Genomic DNA, 18,795 nt, shown 5'->3' with positions numbered 1-18,795 from the left:
AGGCATTCACCTCCGCAACAAAGCAATACCGGCCTTCATATCTGCCAGCACCACCTCATCGCTCTCTTCGAACGGGTAGATGATTTCAAGAAAATAGGTTTGCGTCGTCAACCCGCGGCGCTGCCAGAAATCCTTCAGCAAGGTGCGGTCGACCACGCCGTCGCGCGTGAAATTCCAGTGCCGGTCATAAAGGCCATCAGTCTGCTGGATGTGGAAGGAGTCGATAAAAGGTCCCACCAAATCCATCCAATGATCCATGTTGGCGTCGTTGCCGAAGAGCGGGGTGAAGATCGCATGACCCCAATCCACAAGGAGCCGCACCGGAACGTCGGTCTGGCCGTCGAGATCTGTCATCAGGCGCAGCGCGTCTTCAGCCGAAGACGGGAACTCGGTCTTGAGCGGTACGGGTTCGATCAGAATGTTGGAAAGTCCAGCGCGCTTGGCATGGCGCGACACCTCGACCAATGCCTCGAGCGCCTGCTTGTAAATCTCTTCACGCCTCGCGGGATCGACGGCATCCTCGGCAGAATAGGAGCCGAACGGCATGCCGGCGGCCCGCACGTCCATCGCCGCTGTAAGATCTATGGCGCGCATCAGGTGCTGCTTGCCAAGGTCGCGCAGTTCAGGCGTCGGAGCCAGGAAGTGATTGTAGCTGTAGGAGGCCACCCCGCCGAAGGCACTATCGACTGTAATGCCGGCATCTTCGAAGGCTCGCGCATATTCACGGGCGATCTTGTCGCGTGGCCCTTCCGGCCACCACGGATCGATCAAGTCCCAGGTGAACTGTATCTTGTCAAAGCCGAGTTCGCGGACCACCGCAGCCATTTGCCGCCCGCCGAGCCATCGCTTGACCGCGAAACTGAGATTGAGCCCAAGCTTCATTCGCCGGCATCCTTTTTGTCGGGTTGGAGGTAGTCAGCGATCGGTCGGGAGGCTGCGGACCATGGCCCGCAGCCAGATCGCAACGGCAACAGCGCCACCGTCCGGCACGCCTAACGCGCGGTCGCCGAGATAGCTGGCGCGACCGAGCCGTGGCCGTAGCGTTGCGGTATGCTCCGCGCCCTTCTCGGCAGCTTCAGCCGCCGATCTGAGGGCATCCGCCGGTAAGCTTCCCGCCGATAGAGCGTTTCGGAAGGCCACTGCTGCCGGCTCGAGCGCATCGACCATGGTGCGATCGCCAAGCTTGGCACCACCGAGTTCGGTGATGGCATTCACGGCTGCGTCGAACGCATCGGCCAAGCGCGCCGGCGTCGCCTCACCGCCGGCCAATTCGCGCGACGCTCGCAGCAGTGCTGTGGCATAAAAAGGACCGGAGCTTCCGCCGATCGCCCGGCTCAGCGCATTGCCGATCTCGGCCACGGCGCCGGAAGGCGCGTTCCACGCCGTTTCCGGCAGAGCGCGGATCGCCAGTGCCGCACGCGCCATCGAGGCGCCGAGATCACCATCGCCGGCGCGGGCGTCAAGATCGGTCAGCTTGTCTTCAGCCGTGATCAAGGCCTCGGCGGCCGCCTGCGCCAGGTGCCTCGCGACGTCACCGCCAGGTGCCACTGCTACCGTTGCCGTGCTGTCGGCCCGCTCGGCCATGACCGCCACCGGCATTGCGTTGAGCTTGCCCTTGCCGGGCCAGGCAGGCGCGTCGGTTGCCGCGTCGAGCAAGTCGAGCCGCGCATCGTCCACGGTCATCAGAGATAGCGACACACCCGGCATATCGAGCGCTGACAGAAAGGTGCCGGTCCATGCCCGTTCGACAGTAATGCCGTGTGCTGCGAGAGCCTTCAAAGCCGAACGCGCAACGATTGCCAGCTCCATCGGCGGGGTCGACCCCAGGCCGTTGACGAGCAGGACGACGCGGCTGCCCTTGGACAGCCCCCGGTCAGCAATGATCGCCGCAAGCAGCGTCTCGACCAGTTCATCGGCCGAGCCCAGCGGAGCCTTCCTGACACCCGGCTCGCCATGGATGCCGAGACCAAGCTCGACCTCGCCGACCTCCAGCACGAAATTGGGTTTGCCGGCCGAAGGCAGCGTGCAGGGCCCGAGCGCCACGCCCATCGTGCCTATATCCTCGGACGCCGAGCGCGCAAGGTCGGCGACCTCGGCCAACGATTTGCCACGTTCCGCGGCGGCACCGGCGATCTTGTGCACCAGCACCGTGCCGGCGATACCCCGACGCCTGCTCTTTTCGACGGTGTCGCGCAACGCGACATCATCGGCGACAACCGCGACCTCGACAGGAATTCCCTCGCCCCGCGCCAACTCCGCAGCCAGGCCGAAGTTCAGCCGGTCGCCAGTGTAGTTCTTCACAATCAGCAAGGCGCCTGCCGGCCCTGCGACTTCGCGGATAGCAGCCAGCACCGCGTCGGTGGACGGCGAGGTGAAAACATCGCCGGCGATCGCCGCCGTCAGCATGCCCTCACCCACATAACCTGCATGGGCCGGCTCGTGCCCGCTGCCACCGCCGGACAGAAGAGCAACCTGGCGTGCGTTCCTGGCCGGCAGGGGCTGCCTGACGACGACGTTCTCGCGGTCGAGCAGCGCCTGGCCCGGGCTCGTTGCGACGGCGCCTTCGAGCATTTCGCGTACAACATGCAGCGGATCGTTGATCAGTTTCTTCATCCGGTTCTCCCTTCAGCTGCCAGGCAGCCTTGTTTCTTCAGCGCAGCACACTGTCCAGTTGCTGCCGCCATTCACCGTAAATATCGTTATAGATCCGGGTCCATTCTTCCACCGGCTCGACGACCCTTCCCTGCATCGTCATGTGCGGCGCAAAAGAACCTCCCGCACCTTCCGACGCAAGAAGGGCCGCACCAAAGGCCGTCAGCTCTTGCTCGTCCACGGTATGCACCGCTTCTCCGAACACCGAAGCGCGCAGTTGCACCAAAGCACGCGAGCGGGCCCATCCGCCTGTTGCAAACAAAGGGCCGTCAACGGCACCGGCCTTTGCCGCCGCTTCCAGCATGGCCCGTCCGTAGAAGCTGCAAGCTTCGAGCGCTGTACGTTCGCCGATATGCTGGCTTGGTCCCTTGGCGGGCACAGGGATCGATGTCGACGGTCCGCTCGGAAGCGAGGAAAGCGTCAGCGTCTTGGCGAGAGCATTTCGATCGATGCCGAAATTCTCCACCGCCATGGAGAATTCGAAGACGCCCAGACAGGCCAGACCTTTGCCACCACGCACCGGCGTGCCAAAGGCAAGCAGCGGCGAGCGATCCTGCAACCGTCCGGCAGGCGCCTCGGCATAGATGAGATTGGCCGTACCCAGCGAGTCGACACGACGCGACTGGTCCTTGGCCAGGATGACCGCCGAGGCGATCGGATGATCGTGCCCGCCGGCAATGACAAGCGTATCCGCATCCGCTGCTCCACTGCCACGCAGGGCACCGTGGCGAACGGTGCCGACCACCGCTCCGGCAGCAAGCACCGGCGGCAGGGCAGGCGCGCCGGCTGCCGCAAGCAGATCAGGAATGAAGGCGCGCGTCTCCAGGCTGTAGCAGGCCGTGCGAACCGCGAGCGTCTCGCTCATGAACGGCTCGCCGGTCCAGGCGACTGCCGGATAATCGGTAATAGCAACCCAGACGGTTGCGCCGTCCAATTCCGTCGGGCGATGGCGGCGCAGCCAAAGCCATTTCGCCGCCGTGCGCGTCGGATCGATGTCGATCCCGGCTTCTTCTCCATGCATGTTGCCGGCACGCAGTTCCGCAGCCTCCGCTTCAGCCCGAAAATCGAACCACGGAATGGCATGGCCGGTCGGCGCGAGCGACGCGTCGAGACCAATGCCATCCTCGCCGATCCCGGCGCAGGCAATGGCTGCAATTGGCTGTCCGCGGCCGACCGCACGCCAGCCGCGCATGATCATCTCTTCGATATGACGAAGCAACGCCGGCGCGTCGGTCACGGGACCGATCCTGTCCGACGCGCGCGGCGTTGCCACCGTGTCCAGCCACAGGGTGCGCCCTTCCGCGCCGTCGACCAACGCAACCTTGAGGTTGGTCGTGCCGATATCGATGCCGCAGAAGAGATCGCCCATGGCTCGGTCTTACCAGTGACGGGTGTAGTTTTCGCGGGTGATCTTCGCCACCTCAGCTATCAGTTCGGCCGCCTCGGCTTCCGGCCGCTGCCAGATCTTTCGGCCGACAACGACACCCTGTGCGCCGGCAGAGATTGCGTCCTTGATATCCCTGATGGTCGATGCCGCATCGCCCGAGAGCGGACCGCCGGCAACGACGATCGGAATGTCGAGTTCATCGACCAGCTTGGCGGTCGCGTCAGGGCCTGGGAAGGTGATCTTGATGATGTCGGCGCCGAGATCATACCCGACGCGGGCAACCTCCAGCTCCTTCTCGATGATCTCGGGCGAGCGCGGCGTGTTGAGGAACACCGGCTCCACCATGACCGGGATGTGCCACTTGGAAGCTTCGGAAACGACAGTGCCGATGCGCTGGCAGTATAGCACCTTCTCCGCGTCGGTGACGTTCCACGGCAGGAGCAGCTTTACGCAGTCTACGCCGAGCCGGGCTGCGTCCTCGACGCTCGCAACCAGCGTGCCGGTGCCGGTCTCGACAGCCGAGGTCGGCCAGAACGCATCGATCGCCAGAACACGGGCCATGGCCGGCGCCTTGGCCAGCATGACTTCGGACTGCTTGACGATGCCGGTCGAGACCATGAAGCCGGTGACGTCTTCCTTCAGGAAGCGCTTCATCACCTTCACCGGCGCTTCCAGCGCCTCGACGCGACCCCATACCAGGCCGTGGTCGATAGGGACGATGAGTGCTGCGCGGTCATCGCTGAAAATCCGGTTCATCCGGTAGTTGGTCGAGTAACGGTTAGCCACGGGTAACTCCTGTTGTGGGTCGTGTTGGAATGGTCTTGGGAGGTTCAGTCGAAGACGAGCTGGGTCTTGATTGCATGGCCAGCCGCCATGCTCTCGACGGCGGCGGCGAAATCCCAGATGTTGAAAGGCTCGCCAATCAGGGTTTCCGCCTCTTTTTGGAGGTCAGGCATCAGTTCGGTAGCGGCGGCGAACTTGTCGGCCAACGAGTTGGAACCGACGATCGTGATCTCCTGCTCGTAGACATTGAAGGGGTTGATCGGCACGGTGACGTCCACGTCGTGGACGCCGACCTGAACGAGCGTGCCAGTCTTGTCGACGCAGGTGAGTGCCTGTTTCAGCGCAGGGACAGCGCCCGCCGCCTCGAACACCACATCGAACAATTCATCGCCCAGTGCTGACGGGTCGACCGCCTTGTCGATCCCGATACGGGTTGCGATGGCGCGCTTGGTGGCGACCGGATCTGCCAGCGTGATTTCGCCTGCGCCCATCTTTCGCGATGCCAGCGCGATCAGCATTCCCATCGTGCCGCCGCCAAGCACGAGGACACGGCGATCGCGCAACCGTCCGGCGGTCTCGACCGCATGAATCGCGCAGGCCAGCGGCTCGATCAGCGCGGCGACGCCGGCACCGATTTTCTCATTGACGGCGAAGGCGTTCCTGGCCGGAACCGCCACATATTCCGCTGCCGCACCGGCGCGGCCAACCCCTATCGGGCTGAGGTGAAGGCACAAATTGGGCCGGCCGGCCCGGCACCAGCGGCACTCGCCGCAGACCACGTTCGGATCAACCGCGACAAAGTCGCCTTCACGGACGCCCTTCGTGCCCTGCCCGACAGCGACCACGTGGCCCGAAAACTCATGGCCCGGTGTGACCGGATAGCAAGTGCCGGGAAAGCCGTGATGCAGGATGTGCAGATCGGTGCCGCAGATGCCGCAGGCGCGCGGCCGAACCAGGATCTCGCCCTGCTTGAGCGCAGGTACCCGTGCCTCGATCACATCGATGGCGTGATCCTCGGTAATGCGGATCGCCCTCATGGTTTTTGCACCGTCGAAAAGCGTATCGAGTGCGGTCATCCGTTTCTCCTTCCATTCTGTCCGGCGTTAGGCATCGTGTCCGTATTGTACGTACATGATGTGACGTGACTAGTCTCTATGGCTGCCGAAAGATACATCCTGGGTTCCTTCGCGGCGCTAGCGCTTGCGCCGCAGCAGATCAATGAGAATGGCGACGAGCACGACCACGCCGACGATGACGCGCTGCCAGTAGCCGGAAATATTAAGAAGCACGATGCCGTTACCCAGCACTGCCATGAGCAGCGCGCCGGCAACGGTGCCGGAGATCGTGCCCTGGCCGCCGCGCAGCGACACGCCACCGATGATCGAGGCCGTGATGGCAGGCATCAGCCAACCCTCACCGACTGACGGCTGACCGGAATCCAGGCGACTGGCGTAGAGGATGCCGGCGAGCGCCGCCAGCATACCCGACAGGCCAAACACCAGCATCTCGATGCGCTTGACCGGAATGCCGACCAGGACGGCTGCAGGGCGATTGCCGCCGATTGCATAGATGTTGCGGCCGAAGCGGGTGCGATTGAGCACGAAAGCAAGCACGATCGCGAGCAGGATGAAGATCAGGACGGGCACCGGAACGCCGAAAATGTCTCCTTTGCCGAACCATCCGAACACTGGCCCCAGCGGACGGATCGGGTTGCCCTGGGTGATTACCAGCGTCGCGCCGGCGAAAATCTCCCAGGAGGCCAGCGTGACGATGAACGGGTTCAGCCGGGCATAGGCGACGAGCGCCCCGTTGATCGTGCCGAGCGCGAAGCCAAACAGGCAGGTCAGCGGAATGACGAGATAGGGATGCACGCCGAGCGAGGTTAGAAGCAGCGCGCCGAAGATCGCAGACAGGCCCGCTCCCGCGCCGACCGAAAGATCGATACCGCCTATCAGCAGCACCAGCGTTTGGCCGAGCGCAATGATGCCGACGAATGAGGCCTGCCGGATCACCACGGTCATGTTGTAGCTGGTTGCGAAAGTGTCGACCGATAGCGTCAGGAAGACGCATAACAGCAGAAGTGCTGCCACGATGCCGATGGCCTCGAAGCGGCCTATCATGCTCGACAGTCTTGCGAAATTACTTTGCGATTGGCTCATGTGATTTCGATTCCCGTATCAGCTCATCGCCACGGCAAGCAGGCTTTCCTGCGTCGCGCCTTCGGTCGGCACGATGCCGCGCACCTTCCCCTCGTGCATCAGCACGACGCGGTCGGATACGTCGATGATTTCTTGGAGTTCGGACGATATGTAGACGACCGACAGGCCGCCCTGCGCAAGTTCGCGCAGCAGTTTCTGGATCTCGCGCTTGGCGTTGACGTCGATACCACGCGTCGGCTCGTCGAGAATGAGGATGCGGCAGTGGCTCATCAGCCAGCGCGACAAGATCGCCTTTTGCTGATTGCCGCCGGACAGGTTCGAGATCAGCTGGTGCGGCGAGTTCACCTTGATCGGGATGCTGCGGATATATTCCTCCGCCGCGCCGACAACCTTCAGCCAGCTTATGCCGGTCCAGTTCGCGAAGGCACCGAGGTTCGGCATCGCGATGTTCTCAGCCACGCTCAGCTGCGGAAAGATGCCATCATGCTTGCGCTCTTCGGGCAGATAAACCAGCCCGGCACGGATCGCGTCAGCGGGTGCGGAGAAATTCTCGACCTTGCCGAACACCTCGACCCGTCCGGCGTCTCGCGGCTTGTCGCCAAACAGGCAGCGCGCCATTTCAGAGCGGCCCGAACCGATCAGCCCGCCAATGGCGAGGATCTCGCCACGCTTCAGGTCGAACGAGATGTTGTCGAACTCGTCGCGGCGGCTCAGGCCTTCGACCTTCAGGACGATCTCGTCAGAAATTTTTGCCGGAATCTGGTGACGCAGATCGAGGTCGGCGACTTCGCGGCCGGCCATGGCCTGGATCATTTCGTCCTTGCTGGTCTTTGCCGGGTCCAGCTCGGTCACGAACCGCCCGTCCCGCAGCACGGTGATACGGTCGGAGAGTTCCAGGATCTCGCCAAGCCGGTGCGAGATGTAGAGGATCAGGCCACCTTCGCTGCGGAAGCGTTTGATGAAGTCAAAGAGACGGGCCGATTCCTTCAGCGTCAGCGCGGCGGTCGGTTCGTCGAAGATCAGCAGCCGCGCGCCGGTTGCAGTGGCGCGCGCGATCTGCACGAGCTGCTGCTGCGCGACGGTCACGTCGCCAGCCCTGGCATCCGGATCGATGTCGGGGTCGAGCGCTTGCAGATGCCTGATGGCCTCAGCGCGCGTCGCCTTCCAGCTGACGACACCGCCGGTCGCACGCTGGCGCCCCAGCATCACGTTCTCGGCGACGGACAGGGCGGGAGCGAGCAGGATTTCCTGCGGCGCGATGGCGATGCCCATATGCTGGGCTTCCATGGGAGAGCCGAAACGCACGGCCTTGCCGTCCAAGCGTATCTCGCCGCTGCTGACAGAATGGTTGCCGCAAATGATGTTCATCAGCGTCGACTTGCCGGCACCGTTCTCGCCGATCACGGCATGAACTTCGCCAGCCTTGGCGGTCAACGATACGTCACGGAGCGCGACGACCGAGCCGAAGGTCTTCGAAACGTTGCGAACTTCGAGCTGAGAGACGAGCATTGAACTACCAGTGGTCATTCAGATCCGGCCGCCCGGGACAATCGGCCCCGGCCGGCCGCTCCTGGGAGAAACGAACAGCATTACTTGGAGAAGGTTTCCTTGGTCATCACAACCGAACCGGTCGGGTGATCCATCGGAATGGTGTGGTTCTGGTTCATGGCGACCAGATACTTCACCGCCCAGTATCCGATTTCCCACTGACGCTGCGACTTCACGCCGACGACGACACCGTCCTGGATCAGCTGAACGGTTTCCGGCAAGGCGTCCATGCCGACGACGAGTGTCTTGCCCGTCATGTTGGCTGCCTGAACGGCACGGCCTGCACCGATCGGCGCCGAAGCATTGGCGCCAAACATGCCGGCAAGATCCGGATTGGCCTGCAACGCGTTTTCGGTCAGCGTGACGGCGGTTTCCAGGCTGTCATTGTCAGGCTGCTCGAAGACGATCTGGATATCGGGATGCTTCTTGGCCATTTCGTCCTTGAAGCCAACGACGCGGGCAACATGGTTCGGCGCCGTCAGGCTGCCGGAAAGAATGCCGACCTTGCCCTTGCCGCCGAGCTTGTCTGCCAGGAAGTTCGCGAGATCGCGACCGTCCTGCTCGTCGAGCCTGTGGCCGACAAACGGGTACTTCGGATCGCAAGCGGTGTCGAAAGTGATCACATTGAGCTTGTTTGCGATCGCTTCGTCGATGAGGGAGATATTCGTCGCCGGATCAAGGCAGGATACGGCGAGGCCGTCCGGCGCGCGGCCGATATCGGTTTCGATGCGGCGGTTGTGCTCATCAACGTCAGCCTGAGGCGGAGCGTCCCAAACATACGCGATCTCGATGCCGGCCTTCTTGTATTCCTCCACGGCGAACTTCACGCCGTTCTCCAGCTCTTCGTACCAGGGATGAATGAGTTTCGGGATGAAGATGAAGGTGAGCTTCTTATCGATCGGCTTCACCAGATCGACCTGCTTGTATTCCTGCGCCTGCGCGCCAAAGGCGAGACCAGCAGCGAGCAACGCCGCAGTGACACCCGTTTTCCAGTTTAGCATAGTTCCTCCACTTGGGCGCCGAATGCGCCTTGAGACCACAGCATAAAATCGGGCGAAGCCTGCGGGCACGCGCGGGCCAAGGGGCCGCCCCGGACGAAGCCGGCCGCGCGTCTTGATGCTGCACTCCTCCACCACAAGCCGGACCTGAGCATCGAGCCGAACCTCCCGCCGGCTGTTGTCCATCTTGTAGGTACAAGACCTACCAGACGTACTTTAAACCCGCAAGTATGACTCAACAATTTTGTGACTCCGGGCAGTTCGGCTCCCCATCACCAGACGATGAAGCCGCCGTCGACGATCAGATCGATGCCGGTGACGAAGGAGGACGCCTGCGATGCGAGAAACACAGCCGGGCCGATCATCTCATCCGGGCTCGCGGAGCGCTGCATCGGCGTGTCGCCTTCGAATATCTTCATCTGGTCGGCAACCTCGGGGCGGATGTTCATCGGCGTTCGGGTGTAGCCCGGGCTGATGACGTTGACGCGAATGCCGCGGTCGGCCCATTCCATGGCAAGGCTCTTCGACATCTGGATCACAGCCGACTTGGACGAGTTGTAATGGACCTGGTTGATGCCGCGATTGACGATGGTGCCCGAGATCGACGCGATGTTGATGATCGTGCCCTTGCCCCGAGGCAGCATCACCCTGCCTTCGGCCTGGCAGCAAAGGAAGACGCCGACGACATTGACATCATAGAGGCGGTGCCATTGTTCGAGCGTCAGGTTCTCAGCCTTCTCAGCGAATGCAACACCGGCGTTGTTGACCGCAATCGTTATCGGGCCGAGTTCGGCCTCCACCTGGTCGATTGCACGGTTGATATCGTCCTTCTCGGTCACCGACCCGCTCACCACCAGGGCCCGGCGGCCCATGGCGGTGATCTTTCTGGCCGTTTCGGCGAGTCCACTCGCTTTGCTTTCGCGACCAAACAGCGCCACGTCGGCTCCTGCCTCGGCCATGCCGAGTGCAATGCTCTGGCCAATGCCGCTCCCCGCACCGGTTACGAAGGCAATGTCGCCGTTGAGTTCAAAGAGTTTCATGCTTTCCTCCAGATAAAAGACACGACCGCTTGTTCCGCCGAACCAGATTGGTCGGGCGGCCTTACCGGCCAGATATGAAATTTGGACGCCTCGCCTGCACGAAGCGCCGCAAGGTCAGCCGTCGGCGGCCTTCGCCACGACGCTTACTTTCACCACATCGCTGCGCAGCCATGAGGTGTAGTAATCGAAAACGCGCTCATCCAGCCCCCACGATTCCGAGGTGACCAGCAGCAGTGGCGCACCGCGCTTGACACCAAGCCGCTCCGCCTGCTCCTCGCTTGCAGCCACCGCCTCGACGTTACGCCGCGCGCCATAGACCCGGTAGCCCGCCTCGCGCAGCACCTTGTTGAGGGAGCCGCGGTTCTGCATGACCTCGCTGGCCTCCACGATGGGCTTCAGGTCCGGCAGCAGATAGTTGATCGAATACATAGCCATCTTGCCGTCGAGACGACGCTCGCGACGCAGCTCATAAACCTTCTCGCCGGCGGCCAGGCCAAGCGATTGGCAAACCTCGCGCGGCGCAGGGCGCAGGTCGGAGAACAGAACCCGCGTTTCCACGCTCTCGTGCTCATGATCGACCTTGCCTTCAAAGAAGCCTTCCGCCACCTGCAACAGCCACCCGGACGACTTGGGGCTCGCCACGAAGGCGCCACGACGCGGCACCATCCTGACGATGCCGCGATCCTGCAGGCTGCGAAGCGTCTCGCGGACGGTCGAACGAGCCAGATCGAAGCTGCGGCAAAGTTCGGTTTCGCTCGGCAGCCGGTCGCCGGGGCCGAACCGCCCCGACTCAATTTGCGCTTCCACAAGCCTCGACAGCTGAAGATAGTAAGGCTCAGGTGAGGATCGATCGATCCTCCCAGCGATTCCGACGGATTCGTGCATGGTTTTGTCCGCTATGTAGGTACAAAATCACTAACACCTCTTCTCGTTCTGATCAATCCGCCCCGATCGAGAACCCAAATCCTCCGGCCCGCCGTCTAAAAATGGCAAGCAACTCTCCGGCACCGAACGAGCGAAAGGCGGGCGTCCGTCCAAGCGCGCGGTTGAAGAGCTCAATCGGCGAATTCTTGATACGGCGGCTGGACTCTTCGCATCACAAGGGTTCGCGGCACCTCGATGGAGCAGGTGGCTGCCGCCTGTGGCGCCGGCAAAGATACCATTTACCGTCGCTATCCGTCCAAGACAGCCCTGTTCAAGGTGCTGATGGACGGCTTGCAGTCGCAGGTGCTCGGTGAACTGGATGAAATCATGAGCGCCGGCGGAACATCGTCGCAACGGCTTCGACGCTTCGCGAGAACGCTGCTTTCGATCAATCTGAGGCCACAGATGATTGCTCTCAATCGGGTCACGTTGGGAGAGGCTGTGGCATTTGGGGGCGTACAACCGACGCCGGCACCCCAAGATCCGATAATGATCCGCTTCACAGTCTTGGTGAAGCAGGCCCAAGCGGACCATGCTGGGGGAGCGCCGCTTTTCCGATCTCGCAGAAGAAGAGTGCTATTTTGATCAGGCGCTCGAGTTATTTCTGCAGGGCGCCGCGCAACCCGGAACCGTCTTGATTTCATGCGGCTCACCCGGAGATCGCAGTCTGCAGGGTGCCTATGTCGCAACATGTGGCCGCAGGGTCAGCCATCCTTTGTCACTGCACGGAGGTCTCAGGCGTGGCCATCATCTATCGTTTGGTACCGTGGTTACCTATACAAGACCGTATTCGGCAGGATTCCGCTCTAGTTTCCGAATGCCACTGGCAAGCGCAGACTGAATTTTTTCGCGAATATTATCGTCGATCTGCGACATGCTTTTACGAATCGCTTCCTGCCACGCAGTGCCGCGATCGCAGGCTTCCATGAACCCATCTGCCAGGTCTTCCGATTGCCGTTGCTCAATCAAGACTTCCATAATGGTTGCAGCCTGCGCCCGATCCTTGCGGCTCTTGGCCGTACCGTCGTTGTCCGTCCGTCGACGGCTGGCAATAATGAGTTTGTGGATTGCATACCTTTCGGGTGAAGGGATGTTCACGGGTACTTCTGCTCCGTGCAGCAGAACTGCCCGGATCGGCTGATAGGTAAGATAATCGAGGAAACGCAATGGTTGCGCCGAGGCACCTCCGAGCGCTGGCATTGGAGTAGGGCGGCCACCATAATTGTCTGATCCCGTATTCGGGGTCAGGAATTCGACCTTGTAGCCGGAACGTGTTGAAAACTGCGTCGTGAAACGACTGTCAGCCTGATGCGGGATCTCCCGGAAAGTCGGATCGACTGTCCTCAGCGTTTCCAGCACGGGCGGCATTTGATCTCCGACAGCCACGGAGATCGAATGAAACTGTGCGAAGTCGGCATCTCCGGTAACCATTGATGCACTAGGGAGGCGGACACCAAGGACAGCCGGGTAGCACTGATAGGCAACGGTGCCGACCAGGACCCCTCGAAGTCTGAAGAACCCGGCTGCAGCGAGCGCTTGAACGATGTCGCCAGTCTTTCCTTCTGGCCGCGGTAGATATGCCTCACGTACAAGTGTTGAGACCAGTTTCCGCCTTTCGCGGATATCAGCCTTTAAATCCTTGAAGTTTTCGACCCGCTTTGTGATCTCAGGGTCATCGACAGGGCCGACATATGTCCGTTTCTTGCTGCCCTCACCGTCCGGAAGATCAAAATACCAATAACGGCGACCCCGCACTTCTGCCGTGATAAACCGGCCGTTGACATTGAATTCCGAAGAGAACGCAGCATCCAGCATTGTTCGCAGTAACCATTCTGAGTCCCGCGCTGCATCTTATGCGGCCTTTCGGGCACAAAGCACGCATACGACAACGCAATAGCATGGTTTCCATTTCGAACCGAAGTCAGAGTCGTGCCTCTAAGCTGATATCGGAAACGCGTATCATTGAACGACTGAAATGGGCTGTATGCTGACCGGCCGCTGTCGGGCGGACTGCGCGGAGACGATACGCCTTCACCACACGCTTGGCGCGAAGGTGATTGAGACTACCCAGATTACGCGATAGCCCTCGAAGTCGAGGTCACCAGTGAAAGCAATCTTCGGACCCAGCAAGATGAATCTTGTTATTGCGTCGACGAAAACCAGTTTGGAGCCAACGTTCTTGATCGACTGTGTGGATTTTCCACCAACCCTCGGATAATCTCTTCCTAAGGGAGATCAAGCATGGAACGTCGGCTGGCCGCGGTCCTTGCCTTCGACATGGTTGGCTATTCTCGCCTTATGGGCGCGGACGAGCGGGGCACCTTAGCGGCTCAACGGCGGCACCGCAGAAGGCTCTTCAATCCTCGGGCGGGCCAATATCACGGTCGCATTTTCAAGTTTACGGGTGATGGTGCGCTCATAGAGTTCGCCAGTGTGGTCGATTCGGTCTGCTTCGCGGTCGAAATGCAATTGGCGCTTCGCGAAGAGAACGCCGAGGTCCCTGAAGACAGGCAATATCGCTACAGGATCGGCATCAACATCGGCGATATTATCCCCGATGACGGAGACGTATTCGGCGATGGTGTGAACGTCGCGGCGCGGCTTCAGGAACTGGCCGATCCCGGAGGGATATGCCTGTCCGGTTCGGCCTTTGAGCAAGTCCGGGGCAAGCTCGATCTTATCTTCGAACATCTCGGCGAAAAGCAGGTCAAAAACATCGCTGAGCCAGTAACGGTCTATCGGGTTCTGCTCGACGACAAGGCGGCGGCCCTGGCAACCCCGATCGCCCCCGAAACGTCTGCTGTTTTGACGAGCCGCAACAAAGCGGCCGTTACGGTTGCCTTCCTGCTGCTTGCTGTTGCGGGCGCCGCGCTCTGGTGGCAACCGTGGACGCTCACACAACCGTCGAAGCAGACCGAGCGGTTCGCTTATCCGCTGCCGGACAAGCCTTCAATCGCCGTACTGCCCTTTATCAATGTCAGCGGCGACACACAGCATGATCACCTTGCGGAGGGCCTGACAGACGACCTCATAACAGAATTGTCGAAGGTTTCCGGCCTGTTTGTGATTGCGCGTCATTCTGTTTTTGCGGTTCAGGCTACGGACGGCAAGATCCAGGATGTGGCCGCGGAGCTCGGCGTTCACTACGTCTTGGAAGGCACGCTGCAAAGGGCCACATCAAGGCTGCGGATCAACGTCAAGCTGATCGACGCGCTCACCGGGCTCTCACTTTGGGCCGAGCGCTATGATCGCCAGTACACGGATCTTTTTGCGGTTCAGGACGACGTCATCAGCAAGATCATTTCGGCACTGGCCGTCAAGCTGAGCGAAGGCGAGCGCGATCAACTGGCGCGAATTCCCACCGATAATCTGGAAGCCTACGACTACTTTTTGCGCGCTGAGCAGGAGGGCTTTCTTTACAGCGACGTCGAGACCTATCGTCGGACACTGTCCTACTACCAGAAGGCGATCGATCTGGATCCCGGATTTGCCGACGCACATGCCGGTATCGCCCGGATCGCCGTAGACGTCTGGCGCAACGACTACAATTATCTCTGGTCGGCTGCGGTGGCGCGAAAGATAGCCTATGACGCCGCCGGGCAAGCCTTGAAGCTGGATCCCAACAATGCCCGTGCCCGTACGGTCCTGGCGCTGCTTCAACTGGTCGACGGCCGGGGGGCGGAGGCGAGAGATTCCGCGAACCGGGCGGTGGCCGCCCAGCCGAGCGATGCGGAGGCATTCGGCAACCTGGCCCTGATTCTGGCTCACACCGGCAGCCGCGAACAGGCAGTCACGGAAATGGACAAGGCCTTGCGCCTCGATCCTTCACCGCCGCCGAGCTTCCAGTTGCTGGCGGGCGTTGTCTTCTATACAGCGCACGAAAACGGGCGGGCGATCCCCCTGATCGAATCTGCGCGCGATGCGCTGCCCAATGTAGAACCAGCGCGGGAATATCTGGCCGCAGCCTATGTCGACCAGGGCGACCAAAAGCGCGGAGAGCAGGAGGCGCTGGAATTGCTCAAACTGTTTCCGGACAGCAATCTGACCTATTACGGCTACCTGTATGATTACTGGCGCAAGGACGATCTTAGCCATCATCTGACTGGTCTGAGGGCGGCAGGCGTTCCCGAATGGCCGTTCGGGTTTAAGGGAGCAGAGAGCGACCAGGTCGGCGGTACGGAACTTCGCAGCTTTGTGACCGACAAGACGTGGACCGGACGGCACAAGAACGGCACCGAATTCATCCAGTATTTCGACAAAGCCGGAAACACCGCCTATCGTAGCGCCAACACGAACATCACCGGTATCATAGAGGTTCGGGACAACCGTCTCTGCGAGAAGTTCACCGGCTATTTCCTGGATCGCATGGTGTGCGGGTACGTCTACCGCAACACGAGCCAGGAGCAGCGTGACGCCGAATATGTTCACGTCACGCCCCGGGCTCTAATGTACTTTTCTCTTGGCCAGTGACAGGCGGTCGCGGTGTCCGGCGTCAATTGGGGGACTGCTGCCAGTTCTTCTCCAGCTTTTCAGAAACCAGTGTGTTCTCGACCTCTGACCAGTGTTTCTGTGAGTCGACAACCTTGGTTGGGTTCTTTTCAAAACCGTCGGCTGCCCCTGGATCATAGCTTATATAGAGCTTGCCTTCGATGATCCGCCAGGCTTTCGGGTCTATATTGGTCGTGACCGTTCCAAACGAGACGCCGTCGGCGCAATAGCCACCGTATTGCGGGGCATATTTGGCTGGCTCCTTTTCGAAAAGATCGCGATTTTCAGCACTCGCGAAATGCCAGGTCGCGCCCAGCCAGTGGTAGGAATATTTTGCAGACCCTTCCACGGCCTGGTTCTGGGTGAAATAGGCAACAGGGTCGTAACCCTTGATTGCAACGTCACCGAAGTAGCCAGTGTTGACAAAATCTTCGGCCACAGCGGTCTGGGCGAACGAGAGCAGGACTGAAGCGGCACTTGCGGCCGCGGCAATCCGAACCGCTCGTTTCCACCTATGATTAAACATGCCAATTCCTCCGTTTTCCGGGCAGAGCCTTGCCGCAACCGGACGTCATTTTCGCTTGGTGCATTCCTCATAAAGCCATTTGCCGACAAGATCGGCTTTCTGGCAGGAAGCACCCGCTTTCATCAGCAGGCTTGCGGCATCCCAATGCTCGCGCCATCCAGCTTGGGTTAGAGGCGTATAGCCGTTCCTTTCCTTCGCTTCGATCTCTGCCTTGTTGGCCAACAGGAATGCGACAACGTCCGCGTGGCCTTCTTCGGCTGCGGCATGCAGAGCGGACATATGGTAGAAATTCTTTGCGTCGTTGACTGGCGCACCCTTTGCCACCAGCAGTTCAACGACCTCGAGGCTTCCCCCATAAGCTGCTGCGTGCAGCGCAGTCAGTCCGCCTTTGTTGCGAATGTGAATATCGGATCCGTTTTCCAGCAGGAGGGCGACAATTTCGGCATGACCGGCCAGCGACGCAATCAGCAACGCCGGTTCGCCCGCTGTATCGAGTTCTGCGACGTCGGCGCCCTGATCCAGCAGTTGTTTCGTGCGTTCGACATCACCGTCTCTGACTGCATCGTGCATGGCACCGGCCGATGCGACTGCAGTACCCAGCATCAAACAGAAAACAGAAGCGCAAAGATAATTCACTGCAAACTCCCATTGAACAGCGGTTCATCGGCCTTCCGGCCGGTTGCCCTCACAACGTGGTCTTGCAAAATATTGCCAACAGCTTCTTCAAAAGACCCGCTGGCATTGGATGCCGAATGCGTTTTCGCCCCGGGACCAAACGGCGCGCATTGAGCGACCATAGGAAATACCGCAAATCGAATGTGGCGACCCTAATCTATGTAATCAGATTGCCGCGATCTGCCGGTTGGTGCTGCGCGACAAAGCCACCAACGAAGGAGAGTAACGAACATCGCAATTCGTTGCTCTGCCGACGATCCCTGTCTCACTGTTCCATGAAAGCGCGAGACATGCTGTCGGTGACCGGCTTGGCGAGATAGGAGAAAAACGTCCGCTCGGCAGTCTGAATCATTATTTCCACGGGCATACCCGGCGTAGGAGAGAATCCGGGGACCCTCGACAATTCGCTGACGGCAAGTTTGACGCGGGCCAGGTAGACTTCACGGTTTTGATCGCCGCTGGTATCCGGCAAGGAATCCGCCGAGACGTAGTAGACCTCGCCGTTCAGCACCGGCGTCGTGCGGCGATTGAGTGCGATCAGTTGAATGGTGGCTTTCTGTCCAACCCTGACAGTGTCGATCTCGGTGCGCGGAACCTGTGTTTCTATGACGAGAGGAACATCGGCCGGCAATATCTCCAGGATGCTCTTTCCGCTTTCGATGACACCGCCCGACGTATGGTAGAGCATGCGGACTACCGTACCAGCCACCGGCGCGTGGATCGTGGCCCGATCAAGAACGTTCTCAGCCTCGTGGGATTGCTGCCGAACGCTGTCACGCTCCGCCTCGACGCTTTGCAACTCGTCAAGCGCCGCCTGTTTGTATGCGGCGATGGTCTGCACCACCTGCTGATGGTGCTTGGTGATCTGTGCATTGGTTTCCGAAACTTCCGCCGCAAGCCGGCCCATCTGACCTTCCGCGTCCGCCATCGCGCGCTGAACGGCCTTCAGCTCCGTCTTGCGCAGAAGCCCTTGATCGGAAAGAATTTTCTTGCCGGTGTATTCCTCGTTGAGAAGGCTGAGCTGGCGCTCCATCGAATCCCATTGCTGCTGATAGCCAGTCGCGCGAAATTCAAGCGCCTTTATGTTCTGGTCGAGAAGTCCGATCTCACTGTCGAGCTTGCCCCGCGAAGCTTGAAAGTTGAGTTCCTGACTTGCCATGATCGCGGCAACGTCCTCCTCGGCCCGGTTCTCCTGCATGATTTTGGGAAAGCTCACCTTCGTCATGCCAGCGGCCTCGGCCGACAGCCGCGCGACAATCCCCTCAAGCCGCAACCGGCGCAGAAAAAACTGCCGTTCATTGACGCGAGCCGCCGTCTCATCCAGCCTCAGCAGCGGCTGGTTCACTTTCACCACATCGCCCTCGCTGACCAGCAGCTCCTTGATGATGCCGCCTTCCAGATGCTGGACGATCTTGTTCTGACCAGTTGCGACGAAGCTTCCCTGCGTTATCACCGCGGCCGCGAGCGGCGCCGTTGTCGCCCATGTTCCAAACCCTCCGAAACACAGGGCCAGCAGCGCAAGCCCGGCAAGCGTTTGTTTGCGGATCGAGCGCGGAACGTCCGCGTACCATTCCGGGCTGTTGTGGGCAGCGACATCGGTCATCGATAGATCCCG

General features: G+C 60.6%; 16 protein-coding genes. 2 read left to right on the top strand and 14 right to left on the bottom strand.

Annotated elements, in window-relative coordinates:
- Positions 1-6: 6 nt before the first annotated feature.
- The 10 genes from WBQ96_RS00185 to WBQ96_RS00140 form a co-directional block, all read right to left on the bottom strand.
- Entirely contained in the window at positions 7-882 is an 876-nt protein-coding gene (locus tag WBQ96_RS00185) for a TIM barrel protein (RefSeq protein WP_336547201.1), read from the bottom strand.
- A gap of 33 nt (positions 883-915) precedes the next feature.
- Positions 916-2,613, bottom strand: coding sequence for a dihydroxyacetone kinase family protein (locus tag WBQ96_RS00180; protein WP_336547203.1), 1,698 nt, complete (start codon positions 2,611-2,613; stop codon positions 916-918).
- A gap of 37 nt (positions 2,614-2,650) precedes the next feature.
- Positions 2,651-4,021 (bottom strand): FGGY family carbohydrate kinase, encoded by a 1,371-nt coding sequence (locus WBQ96_RS00175; RefSeq protein WP_336547205.1) that lies wholly within the window; start codon positions 4,019-4,021, stop codon positions 2,651-2,653.
- 9 nt (positions 4,022-4,030) lie between these two features.
- Positions 4,031-4,825, bottom strand: coding sequence for a class I fructose-bisphosphate aldolase (locus WBQ96_RS00170; protein ID WP_336547206.1), 795 nt, complete (start codon positions 4,823-4,825; stop codon positions 4,031-4,033).
- A gap of 44 nt (positions 4,826-4,869) precedes the next feature.
- The gene (locus WBQ96_RS00165; RefSeq protein ID WP_205826644.1) at positions 4,870-5,898 is read right to left on the bottom strand and encodes an alcohol dehydrogenase catalytic domain-containing protein; all 1,029 of its coding nucleotides are present in this window, start codon (positions 5,896-5,898) and stop codon (positions 4,870-4,872) included.
- Positions 5,899-6,015: 117 nt separating this feature from the next.
- Positions 6,016-6,981, bottom strand: a complete 966-nt coding sequence (locus WBQ96_RS00160) for an ABC transporter permease (RefSeq protein WP_165117766.1) — start codon at positions 6,979-6,981, stop codon at positions 6,016-6,018.
- Between the two features lie 18 nt (positions 6,982-6,999).
- Complete coding sequence (locus WBQ96_RS00155) at positions 7,000-8,490, bottom strand: sugar ABC transporter ATP-binding protein (protein ID WP_336547209.1); 1,491 nt, start codon at positions 8,488-8,490, stop codon at positions 7,000-7,002.
- A gap of 80 nt (positions 8,491-8,570) precedes the next feature.
- Positions 8,571-9,530, bottom strand: a complete 960-nt coding sequence (locus WBQ96_RS00150) for a substrate-binding domain-containing protein (RefSeq protein WP_336547210.1) — start codon at positions 9,528-9,530, stop codon at positions 8,571-8,573.
- A 269-nt stretch (positions 9,531-9,799) separates the two neighbouring features.
- Complete coding sequence (locus WBQ96_RS00145; RefSeq protein ID WP_165117772.1) at positions 9,800-10,567, bottom strand: SDR family oxidoreductase; 768 nt, start codon at positions 10,565-10,567, stop codon at positions 9,800-9,802.
- A gap of 114 nt (positions 10,568-10,681) precedes the next feature.
- A complete protein-coding gene (locus WBQ96_RS00140) occupies positions 10,682-11,452 on the bottom strand; it encodes a GntR family transcriptional regulator (protein ID WP_165117774.1) in 771 nt (256 codons plus the stop codon).
- Positions 11,453-11,686: 234 nt separating this feature from the next.
- Between WBQ96_RS00140 and WBQ96_RS00135 the strand changes: the two genes are divergently transcribed.
- Positions 11,687-12,076, top strand: a complete 390-nt coding sequence (locus WBQ96_RS00135; RefSeq protein WP_205826645.1) for a TetR/AcrR family transcriptional regulator — start codon at positions 11,687-11,689, stop codon at positions 12,074-12,076.
- Positions 12,077-12,265: 189 nt separating this feature from the next.
- Here WBQ96_RS00135 and WBQ96_RS00130 read toward each other — a convergent pair whose 3' ends face one another.
- Positions 12,266-13,306, bottom strand: a complete 1,041-nt coding sequence (locus tag WBQ96_RS00130) for a nucleotidyltransferase family protein (protein WP_336547212.1) — start codon at positions 13,304-13,306, stop codon at positions 12,266-12,268.
- A gap of 426 nt (positions 13,307-13,732) precedes the next feature.
- Here WBQ96_RS00130 and WBQ96_RS00125 point away from each other — a divergent pair, with 426 nt between their 5' ends.
- The gene (locus tag WBQ96_RS00125) at positions 13,733-15,961 is read left to right on the top strand and encodes an adenylate/guanylate cyclase domain-containing protein (RefSeq protein WP_336547213.1); all 2,229 of its coding nucleotides are present in this window, start codon (positions 13,733-13,735) and stop codon (positions 15,959-15,961) included.
- Positions 15,962-15,983: 22 nt separating this feature from the next.
- On the opposite strand, the gene WBQ96_RS00120 is transcribed toward WBQ96_RS00125, so the two are convergent.
- The 3 genes from WBQ96_RS00120 to WBQ96_RS00110 all read right to left on the bottom strand — a co-directional run bounded on the left by WBQ96_RS00120 (position 15,984) and on the right by WBQ96_RS00110 (position 18,783).
- Complete coding sequence (locus WBQ96_RS00120; protein ID WP_165117780.1) at positions 15,984-16,505, bottom strand: YHS domain-containing (seleno)protein; 522 nt, start codon at positions 16,503-16,505, stop codon at positions 15,984-15,986.
- 45 nt (positions 16,506-16,550) lie between these two features.
- Positions 16,551-17,108, bottom strand: a complete 558-nt coding sequence (locus WBQ96_RS00115) for an ankyrin repeat domain-containing protein (RefSeq protein ID WP_165117867.1) — start codon at positions 17,106-17,108, stop codon at positions 16,551-16,553.
- Positions 17,109-17,445: 337 nt separating this feature from the next.
- The gene (locus tag WBQ96_RS00110; protein ID WP_165117782.1) at positions 17,446-18,783 is read right to left on the bottom strand and encodes an HlyD family type I secretion periplasmic adaptor subunit; all 1,338 of its coding nucleotides are present in this window, start codon (positions 18,781-18,783) and stop codon (positions 17,446-17,448) included.
- Positions 18,784-18,795: the final 12 nt, after the last annotated feature.

The organism is Mesorhizobium sp. CCNWLY176 (assembly GCF_037153935.1).
Lineage (GTDB): Bacteria > Pseudomonadota > Alphaproteobacteria > Rhizobiales > Rhizobiaceae > Mesorhizobium_M > Mesorhizobium_M zhangyense.
The sequence above is the reverse complement of the archived record's forward strand: the minus strand, read 5'-3'. Positions and strand labels throughout refer to the sequence as shown.